This is a genomic window from Erwinia sp. PPS120 (assembly GCF_047918655.1).
Classification (GTDB): domain Bacteria; phylum Pseudomonadota; class Gammaproteobacteria; order Enterobacterales; family Enterobacteriaceae; genus Erwinia; species Erwinia tasmaniensis_A.
In genome coordinates this window covers 1-20320 of sequence record NZ_JBLREF010000005.1, presented here as the reverse complement: position 1 = coordinate 20320, position 20320 = coordinate 1, and the positions used below count along the sequence as shown (strand labels likewise).

At 50.8% G+C, this 20320-nt stretch carries 24 protein-coding genes and 1 other RNA gene; 16 read left to right on the top strand and 9 right to left on the bottom strand.

The window, feature by feature from the left end; all coding sequences use genetic code 11:
• The first annotated feature begins 166 nt into the window (after positions 1 to 166).
• A complete protein-coding gene (ung, locus tag ACLRGG_RS02600) occupies positions 167 to 847 on the top strand; it encodes a uracil-DNA glycosylase (protein ID WP_416248290.1) in 681 nt (226 codons plus the stop codon).
• 78 nt (positions 848 to 925) lie between these two features.
• On the opposite strand, the gene grpE is transcribed toward ung, so the two are convergent.
• The gene (grpE, locus tag ACLRGG_RS02595) at positions 926 to 1507 is read right to left on the bottom strand and encodes a nucleotide exchange factor GrpE (protein ID WP_416248289.1); all 582 of its coding nucleotides are present in this window, start codon (positions 1505 to 1507) and stop codon (positions 926 to 928) included.
• Between the two features lie 124 nt (positions 1508 to 1631).
• Here grpE and nadK point away from each other — a divergent pair, with 124 nt between their 5' ends.
• The 3 genes from nadK to bamE all read left to right on the top strand — a co-directional run bounded on the left by nadK (position 1632) and on the right by bamE (position 4893).
• The gene (gene nadK / locus ACLRGG_RS02590) at positions 1632 to 2510 is read left to right on the top strand and encodes an NAD(+) kinase (RefSeq protein ID WP_416248288.1); all 879 of its coding nucleotides are present in this window, start codon (positions 1632 to 1634) and stop codon (positions 2508 to 2510) included.
• A gap of 87 nt (positions 2511 to 2597) precedes the next feature.
• A complete protein-coding gene (gene recN / locus ACLRGG_RS02585; RefSeq protein WP_416248287.1) occupies positions 2598 to 4259 on the top strand; it encodes a DNA repair protein RecN in 1662 nt (553 codons plus the stop codon).
• A gap of 286 nt (positions 4260 to 4545) precedes the next feature.
• Positions 4546 to 4893, top strand: coding sequence for an outer membrane protein assembly factor BamE (gene bamE, locus ACLRGG_RS02580; protein ID WP_067709555.1), 348 nt, complete (start codon positions 4546 to 4548; stop codon positions 4891 to 4893).
• Between the two features lie 72 nt (positions 4894 to 4965).
• Here bamE and ACLRGG_RS02575 read toward each other — a convergent pair whose 3' ends face one another.
• Both ACLRGG_RS02575 and ACLRGG_RS02570 read right to left on the bottom strand, forming a co-directional pair.
• Positions 4966 to 5253, bottom strand: coding sequence for an RnfH family protein (locus tag ACLRGG_RS02575; protein ID WP_416248286.1), 288 nt, complete (start codon positions 5251 to 5253; stop codon positions 4966 to 4968).
• Positions 5246 to 5680, bottom strand: coding sequence for a type II toxin-antitoxin system RatA family toxin (locus ACLRGG_RS02570; protein WP_416248285.1), 435 nt, complete (start codon positions 5678 to 5680; stop codon positions 5246 to 5248). The genes ACLRGG_RS02575 and ACLRGG_RS02570 overlap by 8 nt, the downstream gene beginning before the upstream one ends.
• Before the next feature lie 158 nt (positions 5681 to 5838).
• On the opposite strand from ACLRGG_RS02570, the gene smpB reads away from it, so the two are divergent.
• The 3 genes from smpB (at position 5839) to ACLRGG_RS02555 (ending at position 8102) form a co-directional block, all read left to right on the top strand.
• Positions 5839 to 6321, top strand: coding sequence for an SsrA-binding protein SmpB (smpB, locus tag ACLRGG_RS02565; protein ID WP_067709562.1), 483 nt, complete (start codon positions 5839 to 5841; stop codon positions 6319 to 6321).
• A 46-nt stretch (positions 6322 to 6367) separates the two neighbouring features.
• Positions 6368 to 6731, top strand: a transfer-messenger RNA (tmRNA) gene (ssrA, locus tag ACLRGG_RS02560).
• A 183-nt stretch (positions 6732 to 6914) separates the two neighbouring features.
• The gene (locus ACLRGG_RS02555; protein ID WP_416248284.1) at positions 6915 to 8102 is read left to right on the top strand and encodes an integrase domain-containing protein; all 1188 of its coding nucleotides are present in this window, start codon (positions 6915 to 6917) and stop codon (positions 8100 to 8102) included.
• Positions 8103 to 8141: 39 nt separating this feature from the next.
• Here ACLRGG_RS02555 and ACLRGG_RS02550 read toward each other — a convergent pair whose 3' ends face one another.
• The 4 genes from ACLRGG_RS02550 to sid all read right to left on the bottom strand — a co-directional run bounded on the left by ACLRGG_RS02550 (position 8142) and on the right by sid (position 11835).
• On the bottom strand, positions 8142 to 9068 hold the full coding sequence (locus ACLRGG_RS02550; RefSeq protein WP_416248283.1) for a hypothetical protein: 927 nt from the start codon (positions 9066 to 9068) through the stop codon (positions 8142 to 8144).
• Positions 9065 to 10459 (bottom strand): AAA family ATPase, encoded by a 1395-nt coding sequence (locus ACLRGG_RS02545; protein WP_416248282.1) that lies wholly within the window; start codon positions 10457 to 10459, stop codon positions 9065 to 9067. The genes ACLRGG_RS02550 and ACLRGG_RS02545 overlap by 4 nt, the downstream gene beginning before the upstream one ends.
• Before the next feature lie 405 nt (positions 10460 to 10864).
• Positions 10865 to 11116, bottom strand: a complete 252-nt coding sequence (locus ACLRGG_RS02540) for an ogr/Delta-like zinc finger family protein (RefSeq protein ID WP_416248281.1) — start codon at positions 11114 to 11116, stop codon at positions 10865 to 10867.
• Complete coding sequence (gene sid / locus ACLRGG_RS02535; protein WP_416248280.1) at positions 11113 to 11835, bottom strand: capsid size-determining scaffold Sid; 723 nt, start codon at positions 11833 to 11835, stop codon at positions 11113 to 11115. The genes ACLRGG_RS02540 and sid overlap by 4 nt, the downstream gene beginning before the upstream one ends.
• Before the next feature lie 509 nt (positions 11836 to 12344).
• On the opposite strand from sid, the gene ACLRGG_RS02530 reads away from it, so the two are divergent.
• The 9 genes from ACLRGG_RS02530 to ACLRGG_RS02490 all read left to right on the top strand — a co-directional run bounded on the left by ACLRGG_RS02530 (position 12345) and on the right by ACLRGG_RS02490 (position 18444).
• Entirely contained in the window at positions 12345 to 12602 is a 258-nt protein-coding gene (locus ACLRGG_RS02530; RefSeq protein ID WP_416248279.1) for a helix-turn-helix transcriptional regulator, read from the top strand.
• Entirely contained in the window at positions 12599 to 12847 is a 249-nt protein-coding gene (locus ACLRGG_RS02525) for a hypothetical protein (RefSeq protein ID WP_416248278.1), read from the top strand. Before ACLRGG_RS02530 ends, ACLRGG_RS02525 begins: the two co-directional genes overlap by 4 nt.
• A gap of 13 nt (positions 12848 to 12860) precedes the next feature.
• Positions 12861 to 13388 (top strand): host cell division inhibitor Icd-like protein, encoded by a 528-nt coding sequence (locus ACLRGG_RS02520; RefSeq protein WP_416248277.1) that lies wholly within the window; start codon positions 12861 to 12863, stop codon positions 13386 to 13388.
• Positions 13385 to 13654, top strand: coding sequence for a hypothetical protein (locus tag ACLRGG_RS02515; RefSeq protein ID WP_067709579.1), 270 nt, complete (start codon positions 13385 to 13387; stop codon positions 13652 to 13654). The genes ACLRGG_RS02520 and ACLRGG_RS02515 overlap by 4 nt, the downstream gene beginning before the upstream one ends.
• The gene (locus ACLRGG_RS02510; protein ID WP_416248276.1) at positions 13644 to 13979 is read left to right on the top strand and encodes a DUF5375 family protein; all 336 of its coding nucleotides are present in this window, start codon (positions 13644 to 13646) and stop codon (positions 13977 to 13979) included. Before ACLRGG_RS02515 ends, ACLRGG_RS02510 begins: the two co-directional genes overlap by 11 nt.
• 9 nt (positions 13980 to 13988) lie before the next feature.
• Positions 13989 to 16307 (top strand): primase-helicase zinc-binding domain-containing protein, encoded by a 2319-nt coding sequence (locus ACLRGG_RS02505; protein WP_416248275.1) that lies wholly within the window; start codon positions 13989 to 13991, stop codon positions 16305 to 16307.
• Positions 16308 to 16574: 267 nt separating this feature from the next.
• Positions 16575 to 17297, top strand: coding sequence for a hypothetical protein (locus ACLRGG_RS02500; RefSeq protein ID WP_416248274.1), 723 nt, complete (start codon positions 16575 to 16577; stop codon positions 17295 to 17297).
• Positions 17294 to 17773: a hypothetical protein gene (locus ACLRGG_RS02495; protein ID WP_416248273.1), complete on the top strand. Its 480-nt coding sequence runs from the start codon at positions 17294 to 17296 to the stop codon at positions 17771 to 17773. The genes ACLRGG_RS02500 and ACLRGG_RS02495 overlap by 4 nt, the downstream gene beginning before the upstream one ends.
• Before the next feature lie 425 nt (positions 17774 to 18198).
• Positions 18199 to 18444, top strand: coding sequence for a DinI-like family protein (locus ACLRGG_RS02490; protein WP_416248272.1), 246 nt, complete (start codon positions 18199 to 18201; stop codon positions 18442 to 18444).
• A 110-nt stretch (positions 18445 to 18554) separates the two neighbouring features.
• Here the strand turns inward: ACLRGG_RS02490 and ACLRGG_RS02485 are convergent, their stop codons facing one another.
• Positions 18555 to 19628, bottom strand: a complete 1074-nt coding sequence (locus tag ACLRGG_RS02485; protein ID WP_416248271.1) for a glycosyltransferase family 9 protein — start codon at positions 19626 to 19628, stop codon at positions 18555 to 18557.
• 74 nt (positions 19629 to 19702) lie between these two features.
• Positions 19703 to 20266 (bottom strand): tail fiber assembly protein, encoded by a 564-nt coding sequence (locus ACLRGG_RS02480; protein ID WP_416248270.1) that lies wholly within the window; start codon positions 20264 to 20266, stop codon positions 19703 to 19705.
• Positions 20267 to 20320 lie beyond the last annotated feature (54 nt).

Below are 20320 nucleotides of genomic sequence, written 5' to 3'. Positions count from 1 at the left end.
AAATCCTGTGCCCTGGCGGTCCGCCTTCTCTCAACTTAATGATTTACCGCAACTTTGCCTCCGACGGGATTTAATATTTTTTTGTAAATTTTCAAAATTATTTTAATTTTGCCACAGTACCGATACGCGTTAAGCTAGACGACAGAGACACTAAAGGAGGCGAGAAATGGTCAATGAACTGACCTGGCACGACGTACTGTCGCAGGAAAAAGAGCAGCCCTATTTCATTGAAACGCTGCGTAAGGTCGCCAGTGAACGTGCAGCGGGGAAAGTGGTTTATCCTCCGCAAAAAGACGTATTCAACGCTTTTCGCCTGACGGAGCTGGGCGATGTGAAGGTGGTTATCCTTGGGCAGGATCCTTATCACGGCCCTCATCAGGCTCATGGCCTGGCCTTTTCCGTGCTGCCCGGCGTGGCGGTCCCCCCTTCGCTGGTGAATATGTATAAAGAGCTGGTCGCGGACATTCCCGGCTTTGAGCGCCCCAGTCACGGTTTTCTCGAAAGCTGGGCGCGTCAGGGGGTGCTGCTGCTCAATACGGTGTTAACCGTTGAGGCAGGTCAGGCGCACTCTCACGCCCGCTTTGGCTGGGAAACCTTTACCGATAAGGTGATAGCCCTGATTAATGCGCATCGCCAGGACGTAGTGTTTTTACTTTGGGGATCGCACGCGCAGAAGAAAGGCAGCATTATTGACCGGCAGCGGCACTATGTGCTGCAGGCGCCCCACCCTTCCCCTCTCTCCGCGCACCGGGGTTTCTTCGGCAGCGGGCATTTTTCTAAAGCCAACCAGTGGCTGGAACAGCACGGAGAAAGTCCCATCGACTGGACGCCGCATCTGCCGGAATAGGCAGATAAAAAAAGCCCTCTGAAGAAAGCGCGAACGGATAAGACCGACACGCTCAATCAGAGGGCTTTTTCGCCGGGGTTACGCTTTGGCTTTTGCCACTGCAACCATGGCCGGACGCAGCAGACGACCATTCAGCGTGTAGCCACGCTGCATCACCATCAGCACGTGATTAGGCGCCACCTCTTCCGATTCAATCATCGACATGGCCTGATGGATTTCAGGATTGAACGGCACGTTCACCTCGCCTACCACTTCCACACCGAACTTACGTACGGCACCCAGCAGAGACTTCAGCGTCAGGTCGATCCCTTCAACCATGGCCGCCAGTTCAGGATTCTCTTTGTCAGAGACTTCAAGTGCGCGTTCCAGGCTGTCGATAACCGGAAGCAGCTCGTTAGCAAATTTCTCAAGCGCGAATTTGTGCGCTTTTTCAACATCCAGCTCTACGCGGCGACGGATGTTTTCGATCTCTGCCTGCGCACGAACCTGCGCATCGCGCACGCCGCCCTGCGCCTGCGCCAGCTGGGCTTCCAGCTCAGCAATGCGTTCATCGCGCGGATCCACGCCTTCTGCCGTCCCGTCTTCCTGCTGTGGTGCCTGCTCCATCTCAATTTCGTCTGAGACTTGCTCGTTTGGTGTGTTCTGTTCTTTACTACTCATGAATTTCTCCGCGTTTATGCACATTCTTCTCGCTGGTTCGCTTATTATGGGGATCAGAATTGCGGTTTCAAGGGAACCCGTCACATTGTCTGAGGTAGTTTACCTCATGAGGAACGCCAGCATCATGAACACCCCTTTCCACTGCATTGGTATTGTCGGCCATCCGCGCCATCCTACCGCGCTGACCACGCATGAAATGCTCTGTCGCTGGCTGACGGCAAAAGGCTATGCGGTGATTATCGAGGAACAAATAGCCCGCGAGCTGAACCTGACGAATGTGCAAACGGGGACCATGGCGGAGATCGGTCAGAATGCTGACCTGGCGGTCGTGGTGGGCGGCGATGGAAATATGCTGGGTGCCGCGCGCGTCCTTGCCCGCTACGATATCAAAGTGATTGGCATTAACCGCGGTAACCTGGGTTTTTTGACCGATCTGGACCCGGACAACGCCCAGCAACAGCTGGCCGACGTGCTGGAGGGGAATTACATCACCGAAAGCCGCTTCCTGCTGGAGGCGCAGGTATGTCGTCAGGGGCGCGAGCCGCGCATTGGTACGGCCATCAACGAAGTGGTGCTGCACCCTGGCAAGGTCGCCCATATGATTGAATTTGAAGTCTACATTGACGAAACCTTTGCGTTTTCGCAGCGCTCCGACGGCCTGATCATCTCTACGCCTACGGGATCTACCGCATATTCTCTCTCCGCCGGTGGGCCGATTTTAACGCCGTCGCTGGATGCCATCGCGATTGTACCAATGTTCCCGCATACGCTCTCTGCGCGCCCGCTGGTGATTAACAGCAGCAGCACCATCCGCCTGCGCTTTTCGGATCGACGAAGCGACCTTGAAGTCAGCTGTGACAGCCAGATCGCGCTGCCCATTCAGGAGGGCGAAGACGTGCTGATCCGTAGAAATGAGGACCACCTTAATCTGATTCACCCACAAAATTATAACTATTTCAATACGCTAAGTTCCAAACTGGCCTGGTCAAAAAAATTGTTTTAAAAACTGGCGTCAGCTCTTTACTGGTTAAAAAACCAGTATATACTGTATGAAAAACCATATCTGTGTTTTCATACAGGAACGCTAACTATGCTGGCACAACTGACCATCAGTAACTTTGCGATTGTTCGTGAACTGGAAATCGATTTTCAGCGCGGTATGACCGCTATCACCGGCGAGACCGGCGCAGGTAAATCCATCGCCATTGATGCGCTGGGTCTTTGCCTCGGTGGCCGGGCTGAAGCAGATATGGTGCGTCAGGGTGCCACGCGGGCCGACATCTGCGCCCGCTTTTCGCTGAAGGATACCCCCTCAGCCCTGCGCTGGCTGGCTGAAAACCAGCTGGACGAAGGAAACGAGTGCCTTCTGCGCCGCGTAATCAGCAGCGATGGCCGCTCGCGCGGTTTTATCAACGGCACCGCCGTTCCCCTCTCACAGCTACGCGATCTGGGTCAGCACCTGATTCAGATCCACGGACAGCATGCTCATCAGCTCCTGTTAAAAACCGATCATCAGAAGACCCTGCTCGACGCTTACAGCGGCGAAAATGGGCTGATGCAGGAGATGAGCAGCAGCTATCGCCAGTGGCATCAAAGCTGCCGTACGCTGGCGCATCATCAGCAGCTTTCGCAGGAGCGGGAGTCGCGCCGTGAACTGTTGCAATACCAGCTAAAAGAGCTGAATGAATTTGCCCCCGTTGCCGGTGAATATGAAAATATTGACGAAGAGTACAAACGCCTGGCGAACAGTGGGCAGCTGCTTTCCACCGGTCAGCAGGCGCTGATGCTGCTGGCGGATGGCGAAAGCACCACGCTGCAAAATCAGCTTTATACCGCCCAGCAGCTAATCGGTGAACTGATCGGCATGGACGACAGGCTGACCGGCGTAGCCAACCTGCTGGACGAGGCCGCCATCCAAATCAGCGAAGCCAGTGACGAACTCCGCCACTACTGCGAAAGGCTGGACCTGGATCCTAATCGCCTGCAGGAGCTTGAGCAACGCCTGTCGCGTCAGATCGCGCTGGCGCGTAAGCATCATATCGCGCCCGAAGAGCTGGCCGCGTTTCATCAGCAGCTGCTTGAGGAACAGACCCTGCTGGATCAGCAGGAGAGCGATCAGGCGGAGCTGGTGCGGGCGGTGACCGTCCGTCATCAGGCCGCGATGGCCTGCGCAGAGCGTCTGCATCTTCGCCGGACGCACTTCGCCCAGGAGCTTAGCGACCTTATCAGTGAGAGCATGCATGCTTTATCCATGCCCCACGGCCAGCTCAGCATCGACGTCCAGTTTACGGCGGAGCATCTGACGGCAGAAGGCGCGGATCGCGTGGACTTCCGTGTCACCACGAACCCGGGTCAGCCGCTACAGCCGCTGTCCAAAGTGGCCTCTGGCGGTGAGCTGTCTCGTATTGCACTGGCGATCCAGGTGATCACTGCCCGTAAGATGGATACACCGGCGCTCATTTTCGATGAGGTGGACGTGGGTATCAGTGGCCCAACCGCGGCTGTAGTCGGTAAAATGCTGCGTCAGCTGGGTGAATCAACGCAGGTTATGTGCGTGACCCACCTGCCGCAGGTCGCGGGCTGTGGCAACCAGCATTTCTACGTCAGCAAAGAGACCGATGGTGCAATGACAGAAACGCATATGCAGCCGCTGGATAAGCGTGCGCGTCTGCAGGAGCTGGCGCGTTTGCTGGGCGGAAGCGAAGTGACCCGGAACACACTGGCTAACGCAAAAGAACTTTTAGCAGCCTGATTTCCGCACTTTTTATCGCCAACGTGGTCATACCCCTGGTTCGCAGAGGTTTTAAACTGCGAAAAGGTTTATTATCATCGGCTTCTTACGCTGTAATCGTAGTGATAAACCGATACAGCCAGATGCTGGTGATTGATGCACGGGACATCTGGCGTTATTGTTACAGCCAGGCTGCATCCGGTCAGCCGCTCTTCATTTCAGGTGTGGAAGAAAGGGTCGGATGCGGACAGGCAAATAAAATAGCCAGATGCCCAAGGTGTTGGCCCGAAAAGGAATAAAGATACTTATGCGCTGTAAAACGCTGACTGCTGCGGCGGTGGTTCTTCTGATGATGACTGCTGGATGCTCCACTCTGGAACGCGTGGTTTACCGGCCAGATATCAACCAGGGTAACTACCTGGTTGCGAATGACGTTTCAAAAATTCACACTGGCATGACGCAACAGCAGGTAGCTTACACGCTGGGCACGCCGATGATGCACGATCCGTTTGGCAGCAACGTCTGGTACTACGTGTTCCGTCAGGAACCTGGCCATCAGCCGGTCACTCAGCAGACGCTGACGCTGACCTTTGATGCCAATGGTACGCTGACGAACATTGATAACAAACCGACGCTGTCCGGCAAAAAGGCCTGATGGTGATTTGCCGTTAAAATATCCTTCGCGGCATGACACTCCGGCAGAAAATAGTAAGGCGCTTATAGCGCCTTATTTTTTTGCTGCCCGCTCTGCGCGCTGACGGCGCAGCTCTTTCGGGTCGGCCAGAAGCGGGCGATAAATTTCAACGCGATCGCCTGCGTGAACTTCGTCACCCGGTTTGACCGGACGGCTGTAAATCCCCAGTTTATTGCTGGCGGGATCGATATCGCTTCGCACCTCAAGAATGCCAGAGGCCCTGATGGCCTGCTCCACAGTACTACCCTCCTCTACGCTTACCTGGTAGAGATATTGCTTATCTGGCAGCGCATAGACCACTTCAACCAGGATATCAGCCACTGTAGACCTCTTTCGCGCGTGTGGTAAACGCCTGTACCATGCTGCTGGCCAGCTCTTTGAATATCCGACCAAATGCCATCTCAACCAGCATATTGGAGAATTCAAACTCCAGATTCAGCTCCACTTTACAGGCATCTTCGCTGAGTGAAGTAAACTGCCAGCCGCCGGTAAGCTTACGAAACGGGCCGTCGACCAGCTGCATATGAATGCTCTGGTTCTCTGTAAGCGTGTTGCGCGTCACAAAGGTTTTACTGATCCCGGCCTTAGAAACGTCCACCGATGCCGTCATTTGCTGTTGACTGGCATCGAGTACGCGACTGCCGGTACAGCCTGGTAGAAATTCCGGATAGGCATCAACATCGTTTACCAGCCGGAACATTTGCTCAGCACTGAAAGGGACCAGCGCGGAACGACTAATCTGGGACATAATGTTTCCTGTTAATCTTCAACATTTGAATAATACCATTGCCGGGGATCAAACAAAAATTCTCAGCCGCCAGCGTTCTGCTAAAATAGCGCTTTTCTCCGCGCCTGTTGTTACAGGGGATGCCATCATTAACCGCTTCATGTACACTAAGTAGCACTATGACAAAGAAAAAAGCACATAAACCCGGTTCTGCTACCATTGCCATGAACAAGCGTGCCCGCCATGAATACTCCATCGAGGATGAGTTCGAAGCGGGGCTTTCGCTACAGGGATGGGAAGTTAAATCACTCCGTGCCGGTAAGGCCAATATCAGCGAAAGCTATATTATGCTGCGCGACGGGGAAGCCTATCTGTTCGGTGCCACTTTCCAGGCACTGATTGGTGCCTCTTCGCACGTGGTCTGCGATCCTACCCGCACCCGCAAGCTGCTGTTGAAAGAACGCGAACTGGCAACGCTATTCGAGAGAGCCAATCGCGATGGCTATACCATTGTGGCGCTGTCGCTCTACTGGAAAAATGCCTGGGCCAAACTGAAAATCGGCGTAGCCAAAGGTAAGCGAGAGCACGACAAGCGCGATGATATTAAAGATCGTGAATGGAAAACCGACAAAGCACGTATTATGAAACACGCTAACCGCTAAGCCTTTGCCTGGCAGACGTTTTCTGTTATACTGCTACACAGTACTTGGGGCTGATTCTGGATTCGACAGGATTTGCGAAGCCCTAGGAGCATGCCGAGGGGCGGTTTGCCTCGTTAAAAGCCGCAAAAAAATAGTTGCAAACGACGAAAACTACGCACTAGCAGCTTAATAACCTGCTCAGAGCCCTCTCTCCCTAGCCTCCGCTCTTAGGACGGGGATCAAGAGAGGTCAAACCCAAAAGAGATCGTGTGGATGTCCTGCCTGGGGCTGAAGCATTAAATCCAATCAGGCTAGTTTGTTAGTAGCGTGTCCGTTCGCAGCTAACCGGCGAATGTAAAGACTGGACTAAGCATGTAGTGCCGACGGTGTAGTAATTCTGGACGCGGGTTCAACTCCCGCCAGCTCCACCACATTATGTACCGGATACGTCCGGGTAAGTCCTGAAAGCCCGCCTGGAACCAGCCTCGCGGGCTTTTTTACGTCTGTAGTAGTCCGTAGTAATCCAGCCAAATCCGGTGATAATTGGTATACGTATTGGTATACGGTAAGATGTATGCCAATAACGTATACCAATTCACGCAGGAAAGCCCCGTATGGCAAGGACTACGCGCCCTCTCACCAACACAGAAGTTCTTCGTTCTAAAGCCATTGATAAAGATCTGACGCTGCATGATGGCGACGGACTTTTTATGGTGGTGAAAACCACAGGAAAGAAGCTTTGGCGTTTCCGCTATCAAAGACCAGCCACAAAGCAGCGCACCATGATTGGCCTCGGTGCCTTCCCTGCCCTTTCACTGGCTGATGCCAGACGCCTGCGCGCTGATTACCTCTCATTGCTGGCTAATGGCATTGATCCGCAAACGCAGGCCGAACAGGTCACAGAACAGCAGCAGATTGCGTTAGACAGCATTTTCTCAACCGTGGCCGCTAACTGGTTTGCTTTGAAGCAGGCCAGCGTCACGCCGGATTACGCTAAGGATATCTGGCGGTCTCTTGAGAAAGATGTTTTTCCTGCCATTGGCGAGATACCGGTGCAGGAAATCAAAGCACATAAGCTGGTTGAAGCATTGGAGCCGATTAAGGCCCGAGGTGCCCTTGAAACTGTTCGCCGTTTGGTACAGCGTATTAACGAGATTATGATATATGCAGTTAATACCGGGCTGATTGATGCTAACCCTGCATCTGGCATCGGAATGGCGTTTGAAAAACCCAAAAAGCAGAATATGCCAACGCTGCGACCGGAGGAGTTGCCAAAGCTTATGCGTTCTCTGGTAATGTCGAATCTTTCTGTTTCCACTCGCTGCCTGATTGAATGGCAGCTACTGACTCTTGTGCGTCCTTCAGAGGCATCAGGCGCTCGATGGAAAGAAATTGATTTGGATGCAAAGCTTTGGACGATTCCGGCTGAGAGGATGAAAGCTAAACGAGAACACATTGTTCCTCTATCACGTCAGGCGTTAGAAATTTTGGAGGCAATGAAGCCTATTAGTGCGCATCGTGAGCACGTATTTCCAAGTAGGAATGATCCAAAGCAACCAATGAATAGCCAAACTGCTAATGCTGCCCTGAAAAGGATTGGTTATGGAGGCAAGTTGGTCGCTCATGGACTGCGTTCAATTGCAAGTACCGCAATGAATGAAGCAGGTTTCAATGCGGATGTTATTGAAGCAGCTTTAGCACATAGTGATAAAAATGAAGTCCGTAAGGCCTATAATCGTTCAACTTATCTTCAACAGAGGATTGAGCTTATGAGTTGGTGGGGTTGCGAAATTCATGCATGAGCCAAATGGCCAGCCTGTATATCCCAGGCTGACCAATTATTACTCAATATCCTTCAAAAGCGAGTCAGGAAAATACACATCCTCTTGAACTCCAATTTTTCTTACCCAGCTCTCAGCTAATGCAGTTGTTAGTGATAACTCTGATATATTACAAAAATAATTTGCGCTTGCATCAGCCAATACAGGATCATCTTCCCTGCCGACGTAATTTAAACATGCTGAGAATAGTTTTTGTAAAAGTAAAATTCCAGTATGCCCTCTAACTACCTTGGAGCAAACTTTAATATCTGAAGCTATTACGCTAGGCAATACCGAATCGAAAGCATTAAAAAAACCGTCTACGCATGCTTGGTCAATATCACAAGCATCCCGTTTAATTAGACCGATATTCCCATCATTAATTACTATATCCTTCCAATCAATCAGCGCTGCCGGCAAGCCAGCTTTGTCAATATTTTTCGCCGCAAGGGAAATGGCGGCCAGAACAGAAAAAGAAGAGGATATTAACTCAGAAAAAACCCCAACCGCTCTATATTTATATTCAGAAGGTGAAAGAAACTGAAATGCATCTATTATTATTGATTCGTTGAAAAAATAGTTTTCGAGTGAGTGCCCCAAAGTCCAGTACAAAGAATCATTACAATAGTGTGAATTCAAAAGATCTTCAATCTTATCATTAAAAGTAAACTCTCTAAACTCGCGGTCACATAAGAAAGATATATTGTCTTTTCTTGTGACACGCGAGTGGATGACTTCTATTTTTAGCCTATTATTTTTAGACATAGCTCTGTCAGATGCTTTTATGTCTTGAGCTGTGTCAATTTTAATTTTAGATGTAGGATTGAATTTATATATCAATTGATATAAATGTGACCGGTCATGCCTTCCTTCAACCAATAGTCTCTTTTTGGAACTCATGGTCAATGATGTGATATAGCTATCAATCGTGTAAGCACATGAACTCATAAAGACTCATCCTCTTCCATTTCTTCTGAATCTTTATGGTTATCGTTATTATGCGACGAAATAAATTCAGGTGAAATATTTATCATGAAATCTTCGTAGCCTGTTGCAATGGAAGGCGAATGTGTACACACAATAATTTGTCGCCCGCTAAGTTGGGAGAGCATTCTTTTTAAAAGATCTTCTTGCCAATCGATATGTAACGAAATTTCAGGCTCATCAATAAGTACAATTGCATCATCCCCCATCTTTGACGCCGCATAAAGCATAGTCAAAAGCTGCCTTTCTCCCGAAGACAAAACACGAATAGGACTCCATGAACCATCTGGAAATTTAAGTCCTACCTTGGGGTATTTCCTTCTAAGGTCGAAATCATAAGCCATCACTTTATCTTCTAAAAATGAATTCACAGATGACATATAGCTATCAATCTCAGCAAATGCTTTCTCTTGATAATTCTGTCTATCTCTTAAAGCATCTCGATACACAACCAACGCTCCAGAGACAGAGTTTTCAACTTTTCCTTTAAGATTTCGGTTAATTAAAGACCTAATCTCTTCATATACCTTTGAGTATTCAGCATAATAATCATTCTTTACCGAGCTATCTTGCGATATTGCTAACCCTTCAATTTCCTTTAACAACTCACCAGTAATTTCCCCTTCTACAGAGGAATTATCAAATAATGCCGAAAAAACCTTCACAAATGATTCAGAGAAAGTCCGACTCTCATAGGCTGCGATGCCGAGTTGAGCTCGTCTAATTTCTTCCCTTAGACGCTCCTCGATCTCCATCGGAGATGGATAATTTATGCCAGGCAAAAAATGGCCGAAAAGCTCACGAGCAAACGTACTGGCTTTGCGATTAAAAAATGAAGGTCGCAGAACTCTTCGCTCATACCCCGCGTCTGGTGATGAGCTCCATGCTTCTAACATCGTTCGAAAAGCAGGGAAGTAAGATGCGCTTATCTTTTGCAGTTCATTATCCTTAACAAACATATTAATTTCAATTGCCAGCTTTGATTTAACATCTCTCTCCCTCAAATGACGGTCGTTTTCTACCTCTCTCACCCCAGCAATGGCTTCATCAACAGAGAAGCTTATGTGCTTACCATTTGAAAGTAATACCGATATGAAATACTTCTCATCAATCTTATCTCTTCGAATTGAGACCTCTAAGCCATCATCATAAGTAGCCTTTATTTCCTCAAAAGTTAGGAATGCGAACCTAATGAAATCACCGTTCACTATATTAGCTATAACATGTATTAATGTAGACTTTCCTGCACCATTCTTACCGTGAATAACATTCAACTGATTAAAAAAATCCACGCTTAAATTATATCTATTATGTATCTTAAAAAGCTCAATTTTACTTATTGTTCTATTCGCCACTTTCTATCTCCTTACTTAGTATTTTTTAGCACTAACACAAATTCAAGTGAAGGCTATCGCTGACAGCCTGTCTTTACGTTAATAATATATTGATAAACAGCGCTTACGTATACATTTTATCAGTTGAAAATTATCATCTTCTTATCCAGTCATTCTATACTCCGCGCGCAATGCTACCCCCGCCTCGCCTGCCCGCTTTATGCATCGTTTTTTATGCAGTTGCATGAACCGGGCAAAGCCGGGCCGGGCGTAGGCTGAAGGGGTATCTGTAGTTCTGCATTCTGCATGCAAATCCATGCACCTTATGCATGCATCGCTATTTACAAACCGGGCTGGCCAGAAAAAGGGCGTTGAAAGGACAAAACGCGAAAACAATAAAGCCGCTGTTTTCAGCGGCCGTTATGGTCAGTGGAGAGTGCGGAAGGACGAACCGTAGCGCCCGAGTGTCTGACGCTCTTTTACCGGCTCCGGGGTGACTGCGGGTGCCGGTTCGGGTTGCGGCGGCGCGGTAATCACCTTCGTGATGCTCTCGCTGGTCCTGAACGTGCAGGAGCAGTCGAGGTTGATGCACTGATGGTAGCGTTCCTTAACCTGTTCAGACATATAGCGGCTCGATTTGGCATGCGCCGGGCTTTTGCAGTACGGGCAGTGCATCATGCTTTGCTTTCCTTCTGCTGTTTTCCTTTAAGCTTCTCCTTACGCCCCTGTGCCAGCAGGTGCATAGCGCACGGGCTGTTATACAGGCGCATATCCACATCGGTCAGCGCGGGGCGATAAAGCCCCATCTCCGACAGCACAGGCTCGGCATCCATATCCAGCCGTGCGTCTTCCGCTTTGCCGGTCAGCAGTTTACCCACTTCACGGGCGAGTATGACCTCCGGCTCCTCGTGTTGCGGGTCGGTATGGCGGCCCTGGTCGTTGAGCTTCAGCAACAGCAGCTTCAGCCGGATGGCGCGTACCAGCGTCGGGCTGACGTTGCGCATGGCTGCGTCCCACTGGCCGTTCACGTACTGCGTAAAGGCCGTGCTGTGCGCGTCAACATAAGCGCGACCGGTGCGCACGGCATTTATCGTTTCTCCCTCATGCTCAAACTCCAGTTCTTCAATCAGGCCAGTGAACTCTTCAGCCAGCTCGCGGCTGGCGATGCGCTGGCTGTGCTCGGCGCGCAGCTCCGGCGTGATGGCCCCGCGCAGGTCGCGAAAACGGGTACGCCAGTTAGTTTCCGCCTCTTTCCCGTTTTCAATGGCTGCCTCACGCTCTTTTTTACTGCGGGCAATGGCGGTGGTGATGTCGTTAATTTTCATCATCTGCGCCGTGTGGGCGGTACGTGCATCTGCCAGGCGCTTCAGTGCAGGGCTTTTTTCCGGGGTGCTCATAGCGTTGTCTCTCCGTCTGTAAAGTGTGTCGCTATTCTGTCGTTCACCACCGGACAAATCATTTCATTGCTGTCTGCCTGTCGCTCACCAAACACGGCCGTATTTTCACCGGATACCCCCACTGCGATTTTAGTTTTATATAAAACTGTTCACTACTCTTCACCCTTAGAAAAAAGATAATAAATACAGTAAGTAAAGGGGTGAACACTTGAGAATGAACTGTTCACCAGGTGTTCACCACTGTTCACCCGCTTTTAAAACAGCCTTTTTCTGGCGAGCTTTTTTTGATTGTTATTACCTGTTAATTAATCTGAATTTCAGGTCGGTTTTTTATAAATGACAATCTCTGGCAATCGTTGACAAACAGGATGCAACAGAACGTGATTTTGCTCATTTACCACCGGACGGCGGCTTGTTTACACGGGCAAAAATATTCTCACAATAGGGGGTTACCAGCACACACGACCGGAACCGGCCAGCGCCGCCCGGATACAACACGAGGTAACACCATGCTTTCCACCGCTTCACCGTCCGCCACGGCCACGCCGTCCGTGTACGACCTGCAATACCCCCGTGACCGCTTTATGCGCCTGCCGGAAGTTATCAGCATCTGCGGCCTGTCACGCTCCACCATTTACGACCTGATTTGCCGGGAGCAGTTTCCCTCGCAGATTTCACTCGGCGGCAAGAACGTTGCCTGGCTGGCGTCAGAGATTGACGACTGGATGCAGGCCCGAATCGCGCAGCGTGCCGGAGGTGCGGCATGATTAAGCTTAACTTCGGCACCAGAAGCTACCCGCTCAGCCAGGAAGAGGCCGTTTACGTGGCCGAAAGCCTGCTTTCCGCCGCCGGTGGCAAAGCGCCCACGCAGCCCGCATTTAACAGCGGCCGTCACGGCCATATTTCCGTATTCGCCGACAAGCCGAAGCCTGCAAAGGGAAGTGAAGGCGCGCAAAGCGAGAACTTCCGATCAAATCCGCCGCAATCCGATCACGTCCTGACCGATTGCTGAGGAAAAAGGCCCGATGTGTGAAAAAAGGCTTTTTTCTGGCGAGCCGCCGGTATACAGTTTCCCCGCTGCAGCAAAATCGGCAGCCGGGCGTAGGAACCCGAGCTTAACCTTGGCGACACAGCACGCGCCACGCGTGTTTTTTTACGTCGTCGCCTCAGTGCGCCATTTTTTTGCGCAGCGGTTTTTGTACCGTTGTGCCTTTAAGACAATGGTGGCTCAGGCGGGGCAGCCTTCGGGCTGGCCGGTTTCCAAGGTTGCCGGTATTCCTACCCCCGTCTGGGCTACCACCCCTGAGTGTAGGAACTCTGGTGGTAGCTTTTATAAGCTAACCCTGGAGTCTGCCACTATGGCCGCAACCCTCATTTCTGCACGCATGCAGTTCACCTTTCTTTTTGCCGCCGTTCGCCGTGCCGATACCGCCGCCCGTCCCTGCATGCTGCGTACCACCGCCGAAACCGAAACGGCCGCCCGCCGCCTGCTGGCCCGCGATTACGTGCTTTCCTTTGCCGGTCGCCTGCCGCTGTGTGAGGTGGCCGCATGAATACCCTGTCAGCCCGACATAACCAACACGCCAGCTATCCCATTCCCCACGCCGATTTCCTGCGCCTTCAGCATGCCCACAGCGTCGGCGTGACCGTGCTCGATATGCTCGAAATTATCGAATGCTCCGGTAACCGCCACGGCGGCCCCGATGGCAATGCGCTGGCGTCCGTGGTGGCGCTGCTTACTGACCAGCTGGGTAAAGTGGTCAACACCTGTGAATCCGTCATGCTCACCGATATGGAGGTCTCCGCCCGTGACAACTAATCATTCCTGCCTGCCCGTTGAGGTGCGCACCGCCGTTTACCGCCGCGCCGTTGCCCAGGGCTACCTGAGCGCCTGTAAGCATTACGGCCTCAACGTTTCCGCCTCGCTTGACGAGGTGCAGATGACCATCGCGCTGGAGCTGGAAGGCTATTACGTGCGTAAGTACGGCCCGGAGAACGGTATGGACATGGCCTGCACCATGCTCAGCGAGATGGTCCAGCCCGACGTGCTGGTCGCCGCGCCGTGCCTGACGCGCATGGGTGAAACCATGATGGATGAACTGCTGTGTGGCCGCCTGGCCGCGTCCAAAGCCACGCTGCATTAAGGAGGCCGCATGAAACATATCGTCACCGACACCGCGCGCGCCGCCGCCGGGCACTGGCCCCAGCTGCTGCCCGCGCTGGGTATCAGCATCAACGCCGCCGGACAGCACTCACCGTGTCCGGTCTGCGGCGGCAAAGACCGCTTCCGCTTTGACAATCAGGCCGGGCGCGGGACGTGGGTCTGCAACCAGTGCGGCGCGGGCGACGGGCTGGCGCTGGTTGAAAAGGCGCAGGACGTGAACACCAGGGAAGCCGCATGCCGGGTGGCTGACCTGATTGGCACGCTGCCGGTTGAGCTGGTTCAGACATCCACAGAGAAAACCGGTGAAGAGAAGGCTCGTGCGCGCCTTAACGCCGCGAAGGAAGCCGCCCGGCTTGTTGCCGGTGCGAAAGCACTGGCCGGTAACGCCTACCTGACCGGCAAGGGACTGGCTGACGTCAGCGCCCTGACCCTGGCTACTTCAAAGCGCATCAGCGACACCACGTATCAGCCCGGCGACCTGCTGGTGCCGCTGACTGACTTTACCGGCGACACGGTCAACGCTCAGCTGATTAACGCCAACGGCACCAAACGCACCCTGGCGGGCGGCCAGGTGAAGGAGGCATTCCACCGCCTGGGCGAACCCGGCGACATGCTCTGGCTGACCGAAGGCTACGCCACCGGCCTGACCGTGCACCGTCTCACCGGGCAGGCGGTTTACGTCGCATTAAGCGCCAACAACCTGCCCGCGCTTGCTGAGCGCCTGCACACGGAATACCCGGACGCTATGATACAGATTGCCGCCGATAACGACGGGAACGGCACCGGCCAGCTGCGCGCCGAAGCCGCCGCGAAGCGCTGCAACGGCAGGCCCGCATTGCCGCCGGTGGCAGGCGACTGGAACGACGTGTTTCAGGCTGAAGGGGAGATGACCACGCAGGCTATGCTGACCGCCTTCACCCAGCCGAAAGCGCTCAGCCCGTTTGAGTCGGTGAGCGAGGCCGACCTGAAGGCCATGAGCGCCAGCCAGAAGGCGGAACTGCTGGCAGAACACTACCTCAACACACTGGCCGTGCCGGTGGTGGGTGAAGACCTGTGCCGCTACGAGGGCGGCGCGTGGCAGGTGCTGCCGTACCGGGTACTGAGCCGCGAAATCGCCGCGCTGTTCCAGAAGGTACGCGCGCCGTTCTCGGCAACCGGTATCGGCGGTATCGTGGACACGCTCAAGCTGATGGTGCCGCAGATGGCCGCACCGGCCCGCCGGCTGATAGGCTTTCGCAACGGGGTATTTGACACCGCGACCGGCAGCTTCGGCCCGCATAAAAAAGAGAACTGGCTCCGCACCATCAACAGCGTCGACTACACCACGCCCAAAGCAGGCGAGAATCTGGCGGACGATGCGCCGCACTTCTGGCAGTGGCTGACGCGGGCGGCCGGACGTAATGAAGTTAAGCAGGAGCGTATCCTCGCGGCGTTATTTATGGTGCTGGCCAACCGCTACGACTGGCAGCTGTTTCTTGAGGTCACCGGCCCCGGCGGCAGCGGGAAAAGAGTGATGGCATCCATTGCCCGCCTGCTGGCAGGGGAAGACAACACCACTGCCGCCACCATCGACACGCTGGAATCTTCACGGGAACGTGCCTCGGTCGTGGGCTACTCCTTAATTATCCTGCCTGACCAGGAAAAGTGGAGCGGCGACGGCGCGGGCATCAAGGCGATTACCGGCGGCGACGCCGTGGCGATTGACCCGAAGTACCGCGACGCCTACTCAACCCATATCCCGGCGGTAATACTGGCGGTAAATAACAACCCGATGCGCTTCAGCGACCGCAGCGGCGGCGTATCCCGTCGCCGGGTTATCCTGCCGTTCCCGGACGTGATACCGGCGAACGAACGCGACCCGCAGCTGCTGGAAAAGATTGCCGGGGAGCTGGCGGTTATCGTGCGCCACCTGATGCAGCGATTCCAGAAGCCAGACGACGCCCGCGAGCTGTTACAGGCGCAGCAATCGTCTGAAGAGGCGCTGGAAATCAAGCGCAGCGCCGACCCGCTGGTCGACTTCTGCGGTTACCTGACGCCGCTCAGTACCCCGACCGGACTGTTTATCGGCAACGCCAATATCCGGCCCATGAACCCGCGACGCTATCTCTATCACGCCTATCTGTCCTTTATGGAAGCAAGAGGTCATCAGCACCCGATGAGTTTAACTGCGTTCGGCCAGGCGGTACCGCAGACGCTGAAGGAGTACGAGATTGAGCTGCTGAAGCGCAAAACGAAGAACGGCATCCAGACCAGCCTGGAGCTGAACGAGGACTGCGAGGCAGACTGGCTGCCGCGCTGCGATGCATAAGCCAGACGATAAACACCAAACCGGCCCCGGCCGGTTTTTTTATGCCTGAAGGTGAACAGTGTTCACCTCAGGTGAAGAGTGGTGAAAAGTACCAGGTAAAGTGATCACCACTTAACCATATGAATATAAATGATAAAATTGAGAGGTGAACAGGGTGAACACTTTTTAATAAAATCTTTTTTTTCTGGCAGAATTCAGAGACACACTCTTTAACTGGTTAATTTATCTGCTATATTATCCCGTAATCGTGATTTAGGGATGCAGAAAATGGATACTTCATTGTTGAGTTCTTTGAATAAACCAGGACAGGAACAATTTGAATCAGTCATTAACTCGTTACAAGGTGAAGTGGCTCTTGCTGCCACAAGACTTTCTATTGATCCACGGTTAAGATTAGAGTACTCACGGCGTATTAAAGCAATGTCAGATGATTATCGGGCCAGAGCAAACATTGGTCTGATTTCGTGGGAACAGGCAGCAAAAGAGGCACATGAGACCCGAAATTTGATAATGGAAATTATCAGAACTCGCAGCACCCCTTTAGGCAAGGCGATGGCAGAAAAGCTCAAATTAAAGGGAAAAACGCTTAATGAATTGATTGCTAATAAAACGATTGAAAAGTTTGGTAGGCAGGCTAATTTTGATAATCTTTCAGCCATGCAAAAAAACCAGGTTTATGCTGGTATTGTCCAATCGGCAGGAAGATCGAGTGCTAAAGTCGATCTAAAAATGGAAAGACTTTCTTCCGCTGGGAAAGGGTTAATTTTTCTATCCATGGCAATTGCAATTTACGAGATCTATACGGCCCAAGACAAAGTATCAGAAGCTACTCGACAAGTCGCTATAGCCGGTTCCGGTATTGCTGGAGGCTGGGCAGCAGGTTCCGTCGCAGGTCTTGTATGCGGCCCAGGTGCACCAGTATGTGTTCTTATAGGTGGTTTCGTGGGCGGAGCATTAGCTGCATGGGAAATGGGCAGGTATTGGAGATGACTATGAAATTAACTGACAGCATATCGCTCTCTGTCGTTAAAGAAGCCCAAAGGCTTAGTGAAACACAATGCGAAATAATTCTGGAAGAAAAAAATACGGATATTATTGTTTCCGGAAAAAAACTTGAAGCTGCTGTCAGAGTGGCTGATACACGATTTTTACTCCTTACCACGGACGATATAGTTTACGAAGAAAGCCTTAATATATTTTATATAGATATTCAATCCGGAATTATTGAAAGCCTTTCTCTCGGTGGTGAATATGTTACTGGCACCGTTGAGAATTTGAGTGTGAATCAAAATTCAGTGAGCTTTAGTTTTATTGGAGATACGACATGGACTGTGCAAGTATTGCCAACTCCATCCCTAAGATTACCCTTTTCCGATCCTCGCGGTGTAAGCCGTCCAATGGGATTGAGAAAATACATTGATATCTCCGCTACCCCTGCGCCAGCCAGGGCTGACGGCAGCCGGTAAAACAACCTACAGCCTCCCTTCTTCATCGCCAGAACAGGCGGTCAATGCGGCAAGACGAAACGGCATTGGTATACGCTTAGGTATACCAATCAAAGTTGAATTCATAAAAATCATATAAAAACATATGATTGCCGAAAAAATTCAGATTCCGACAGCCTTTTGACAGGACAGTGCAAGGACAGCACCAGCAAAAACAGGAAGTTAGCAGTCCCGGCAGGACACCGACCAGACGGTAGTGGGACAAAAAAGGATACGTAAAGGAGCCGCGGCTCCAAAACAATCAAACCAGCCTCGCAAGGGCTGGTTTTTTTGTGCCATAAATCTGCAGTGTGATTTTCACCTGAACGACACGGCTTGCAACTTGACACTGTATGTATAACCAGCTAAACATGGCTGTATATCCAACCAGTAAAGGAGCTACCAAAATGCGTGTTGAAATCAGTATTGCTAAAGAAAAATACGGGAAACTACCGAAAACCGCACCTACCGCACTCCAGGAGGAAATGACAAAGCGCCTGAGTAAACAATACCAGGATATCGAAGTCATTGTTAAACCTGCGGGAAGCGATGGGCTATCGGTCTTCCGTGCAGCAGATAAAGACGAAACAAAGAAGAACGTTGAAAAAATGCTTCAAGAGGTCTGGGAGTCGGCAGACGACTGGTTCTTTTAACTTAGAGTCTGGAGGTCGTTTCCACTTCCTGACTCATACAGCGACTGAAAAGTAATTAATCAATTTTAGCAGTTATATTCCAGGCTGGATTTAATCCCAGCCTAGGGATTTCAACGTAATGCCCGCGTTGTTGCTGCAACAATGTCACCAACAGGGATCGATGAGAGTTTGCTAACTTTATTGACTACTGTATCACTGGCATAATCAGATGCATAAAGCACCTGATGCAAATCTGGATCCTGCTGCGGTACGCTTGCTTTCTGCTGCTTGATTACAAAAAGACTTACCGTTTTAGTTTGCAGTGCAGTAGCGATATGCAAGCATCCAGTATCTGGAGTTATAAGTACGGTGAAATTATTTATCAAACTGGCTAATTCTCTCAAAGAGGTTTTACCAATGTGATCAACGATTTTAGCCGATAACTCTGAGTTCAATGCACCATATAATCCGTCTGACAGTGATGATTCATTTTTGGCACCGATCAGATGAAATTTACATTCTGGAAACTCACGTGAAATAGCTTCAACAACCTGTGCGGCCATTTCTACAGGAAAATATCGATCCGCCCCAGAGGCTCCCAATTGTATGCCGATATTGACACCAACGCTCGATTTTCCTTCTACAGGTGAAGGGTAAAACATCGTTTTATTATCTGTATTTACACCTAATTGCCCGACAAGGGATAGATTATTTTGAACAGGAGGATATACACCACCTATAACAACTGCGTCGCAAGAGTCAATTAAAACCTTACGTTCGTTACCAAAGTAATGTTTTATAAGACAAGAAACGCCTGCAAAAGTCATCGCTACTATGTCATAAGGAGATTTTGAGTGGAAAATAATCCCTAACTCTGGATTTACTTTACGAAGCTCTCGGCCAACTCTGATTGAGTCGACAATACTTTCGTTCATATACTTAACATCATCAATATATGGACAGCCCATTATTAATTCTTTATTTCGAAGGCTTGTAAGCGCAATTAACCTCACATTTGGACTAGCATCCTTGAGAGCTTTAATTGCTGGTGTACAAAATAAAAAATCCCCAAGCCGCTTATTGTTAACAATTACTACAGTTTTAACTTTAAGAAAGTTAATTCTATCTGGGCTAACTCGATTTCGGTTTCTAAAAACATTTATAAAAAAACTTAAAACCTTCATCTTGACTTTATATGCAGACATTTCCTTGCCTTAACATTGGATTGATGAATCATTCTAACTCAGGGAGCCGATCAAGCCAATGCATTGCTGATACATCAACCGACTGGCACTGGTGGCCAGTTAATCTCCGGCGCTTCCGTAGGGTCTATACGAGTCAGAAGTACACGGTATTTTTTCCATTCCAGAAGTTTAGTTGCTTCTTCTTCAGATGACATTCCTAACTCTGCAGCGTCATTCAAGGTATTTATTAACAGTGTAGCCTCCCTAATCTGCTCGTTTTTTTGGTCTGTCGCCGCCCGAACTGCATCAGCCTTTACAGCATCCGGATCTTGAACCCACGTTTTACCATTCCACTTAACAAACTCACCGGTAGCCACTACTGATACAGTATTCACTGGTAGCGCACCGAGCTGTTCAATGAAAAGTGACGCCCCTGTAGTCACATCGTATACAGTTTTTCCACGATGATCTTCAATCAGAGACCAAACTTTACCATCAAACACGGCGGCCATATTTTCTGGAATATCAGGAGGCACGAGATCTGTACAGAGGGCAGGCAATCCAGTATGTGCTGGAATATAAGCATCACTTGCTCCAATAAATTCACTTGTATCAGCACGAAGATTATAAATGGTAATCACTCGATCTTTGTCAGACATTTCAAATGAATCGCCACGGATAATCTAGACACTTCTGAGCCGTTGATAATATAG